Genomic DNA, 3,619 nt, shown 5'->3' with positions numbered 1-3,619 from the left:
AGGACAAGCCTGGTCACGCCTGGGATCAGCTCTTGCGTCGTCACGCCGCGCCCGATGACATCCTGGTGAACCTGGCCAACGGCGGGCCCGTGCTGCGAGGGCGCAGCCTGTCGGTGATCCACGATGCGGCGGTGTACCGCACGCCTGCCAACTTCACGCGGGCATACGCCTTCTTTCACCGCATGCTGGGGCGCATGGTGGCTTGGCGCAGCCGCGTGTGCACGGTGTCCGAGTTCTCTCGTGCAGAGCTGGCCGAGGTGCTGGGCCTGCGTCGCCAGGACATCGCGGTCATCCACAACGGCGGTGAGCACCTGGGGCGGGTGAGCCCCGATGACAGCGTGGTCGAGCGACTGGGCCTGCGTGATCGGGGTTTTTTCTTGTTCATTGGCTCGCCTGCGCCCAACAAGAACCTGCAAACCGCGATCAAGGCGTTTGCCGATGCGCGTTTGAAGGACTGGCCCTTCGTCATCGTTGGCTCCCTTGACCTGAGCGTGTTCGGTGCCGCCAGCAGCGAGCTGCCGCCCAACGTGCGCACCACCGGCCGACTCACCGACGAAGAGGTGGCGGGCCTGCTCAGGCAGGCAAGGGCCCTGGTCTTTCCGAGCCTGTACGAGGGTTTTGGCATCCCGCCTCTGGAGGCCATGCTGGCCGGCTGCCCGGTGCTGGCGTCCGACATCGCGCCGGTGCGCGAGGTTTGCGGCCAGGCTGCCTGGTTCTTTGATCCGCGCGACGCCGGTGCCCTGGCCACGCTGGTGCTGCGTGCCACCCATGACGACGCCGGTCTCGGCGGGCTCACTGCGCTGGGCCTGGCACGCGCCACTCATTTCACCTGGGGGCGCAGCGCGCAGGTCCTGCTCGACGTGGTCGGGCAGGTGGCGCGCTCCGCCCCCTTCACGCAGACCGCAGCCGGTGACTCGCACCCAAGCGGCAAAGGAGCCAAGGGATGAGAATCCTTCACCTGAGCATGTTGTACCCGCCACGGATCATGGGTGGGGCGGAGAAGTCGGTTGCTTTGCTGTCCGAAGCCTTGGTGGCCGCAGGGCATGAGGTGGCCGCAGCCTGCATCACGCCCGATGGGTGGGAAGAAGAGGTGCGCCATGGCGTGAAGGTTTACCGCATGCCCCATGAGACGGACTTCTGGCCGGAGGAGTGGCCAGAGCACACCGTGCTCGAGCGCGGGGTGCGCCGCTTCAAGCAGCAGTTCAATGTCCGAATCGAAGACCACTTCCTGCGCGTGATCGACGACTTCAAGCCGGACGTGGTGCACACCCACTCGCTGCTCGATGTTTCGACCCGCGTCTGGTTGGCGGCCAAAGAGCGGGGCCTGCCCATCGTGCACACCTTGCGCGACTTCGACCTGGTGTGCGGCAACGCCGCGATGTTCAAGGACGGCAAGCGGTGCGAGAAGCGCCACCTCAAATGCAAGGCGTTCACCTTCATGAAGGAAAAGCACCACCATTGCGTGGATGCAGTCGTGGGCGTGGGCGCGGGCATCCTGCAGTCGCACCTCGACCTGGGCTACTTCTCGCACGTGCCCAGTCAACATCGTCGCGTGATCTGGAACCCGGCGGTGGTCGAAGGCATTGGCAGCGACTACGTCAAGCCCAGCATGGTTGGTAAACCCATCACCTTTGGCTACCTGGGGCGCATCAACATCGAGAAGGGGGTGGGCGTCATGCTCGACGCCTGTCGCATGCTGCCCGCCGAAGGATGGCGCCTGATCGTGGCGGGCAAGGAGCCTTCGGAGAGCGACTCGCTGAAGCCGCGTGCGGCGGGCATGCCGGTCGATTTCGTGGGCTTCATCCAGCCCAAGGAGCTGTTCGATCAGATCGATGCGCTCATCGTGCCGTCCATCTGGGCCGAGCCGCTGCCGCGCACCATCCTGGAGGCTTATGCCGCAGGGGTGCCCGTCATCGGCGCTGACTCGGGGGGCATCCCCGACCTGATCGGCACGGACAACACCGATTGGCTCTACCCTCCCAACGACGCGGCAGCGCTGAAAGCGCGCATGAGCCGGATCATGCAGGTGGGCAGGGAAAGCCTGCCTGGCAAGGATCGCTTCCTGCACGTCCTGTCCGAGACCACGCCACCCCAGGTCGCCAGCCGCTACCTGGAGCTCTACCGCTCGGTGATGGCGCGGCAGGCTCAGGCCGCCTGAGCGCTGGCCACTCTGGGAGCAGGTGATGTTGTTTCGCAGCATGGCGTTGATGACGTTGCTGAACATGGCCAAAGCGGCCGTGTCCCTGATCGTCTCCGTGCTGGTGGGCAGGCACATCGCGCCGGGTGACTATGGTTTGGTCACCTTCGCCATCCCCTTGATGGCGCTGGTCACTTTGCTGACCGACCTGGGCCTGAGCAGCGCGTTGGTGCGCCATCCGGATCTGACGCCGCGCACGCAGGCGCGCGCTTTGTCCTTCCTGGCCTGGCTCGGCCTGGCGGCGGGCGGCTTGCTTGCCTTGATCGCCATGCCCATGGAGGCCTGGGTGCGCTTGCCCGGTCTGACCCCCGTGCTGCTGTCATTTGCGCTGGTCACCGCCCTGGCGATCTGGGCAACAGGCCCTCGCGCTTTGCTGGAGCGTGAGATGGCTTATGGGCAGGTCTCTCTGACCGAGGGCGTGGCGCTGTTGATGGCCATCGTCGCATTCCTGGTTCTGATCGCGATGCAGGCGGGGCTGGCCGCGGTGCTCGCCTTCCACGTTGTGCTGCAGGCGGTGCGAGCGCTGGGTTTCAACCTCCATGCATGGCGGCGCTACGCGCACGCGGGACCCTTCTCGGAGATGCGGCCGCTGCTGGCCATCGGTGGCTGGGTGCTGGCCACCAACCTGTTGTCCTTCATGGGGCGTAACCTCGATCGGTTGGTGATCGCGCCGGTGTTGGGTGCCACCGCCCTGGGGCTGTATGGCATGGCCTATCAGTTCATGACCATCCCGCTGGTGCTGATCTCCTGGCCTGCCAGCGGGGTGCTGTTGTCGGCGCTTTCCAAGTTTCATGGTGCGCCGGATCAAAGGCGGCGCATCGTGCTGGCCGTTGTCACGCTCACGGCCCTGTTCTCAGGGCCCTTCGTGGCGGCCATGGTTTTCGTGATCGACGAGCCGGTTCACTGGTTCTTCGGTGAACGCTGGCATGGCCTGCTTGACCTGATCTGGTGGATGGCGCCGGTGGGCGCGGTCCAGTCCATCGCGGCCCTCGCTGGCGCTGTGCTGGTGCAGGCCGGCAAGGTCAGGGAAAACTTCCTGCTCGGGGTGCTCAATGCCTCCGCCTTGGGGCTCACCTTCGTGTTGACGGTCTCGCATGGCCTGGCCCACCTGGTGATGGCTTATTCGGTGGTGGCGGTGCTGGTGTCTTGCGTGATGATCCAGCGCATGTGCGTCGAACTGGGCATGGGGGCTGGGCAGCTGCTGCGCGCGATCGCGCCGGGTGTGCTGGCCGGTCTGGCCGTGGGGGCGCCGTACCTGCTTGCCGATGTCGCGTGGCCGGGGCAGGTGATGCAGTGGGGCCACGTCTTGCTGGGCGCCTTGTTTTGCTGGGCGGTGATGAACCTGCTGCAGCGCCACGCCTGGCTGGGGGCCATCCAGGCCTTGAACAGCGTGCGCATCACGGGTGCCGGCGCAGCTGCCGC

3 protein-coding genes are annotated in these 3,619 nt (G+C 66.1%); all 3 read left to right on the top strand.

Annotated elements, in window-relative coordinates; all coding sequences use genetic code 11:
* Positions 1–947: glycosyltransferase family 4 protein (locus B2W70_RS01480; RefSeq protein WP_286742185.1), on the top strand; the 947-nt coding region annotated here is incomplete at its 5' end.
* Positions 944–2,158: a glycosyltransferase family 4 protein gene (locus B2W70_RS01475; RefSeq protein ID WP_286742184.1), complete on the top strand. Its 1,215-nt coding sequence runs from the start codon at positions 944–946 to the stop codon at positions 2,156–2,158. The genes B2W70_RS01480 and B2W70_RS01475, both read left to right, overlap by 4 nt.
* 25 nt (positions 2,159–2,183) lie before the next feature.
* Positions 2,184–3,619, top strand: a 1,436-nt coding sequence (locus B2W70_RS01470; RefSeq protein WP_286742183.1) for an oligosaccharide flippase family protein, incomplete at its 3' end; no start/stop codon positions are given.

The sequence above is a fragment of the Aquabacterium sp. UBA2148 genome, assembly GCF_002328915.1.
GTDB lineage: Bacteria > Pseudomonadota > Gammaproteobacteria > Burkholderiales > Burkholderiaceae_C > Aquabacterium > Aquabacterium parvum.
The sequence above is the reverse complement of the archived record's forward strand: the minus strand, read 5'-3'. Positions and strand labels throughout refer to the sequence as shown.

Coding starts and splice junctions, on each gene's coding strand:
- B2W70_RS01475 (WP_286742184.1), top strand. CDS start 944: ATGAGAATCCTTCACCTGAGCATGTTGTACCCGCCACGGATCATGGGT.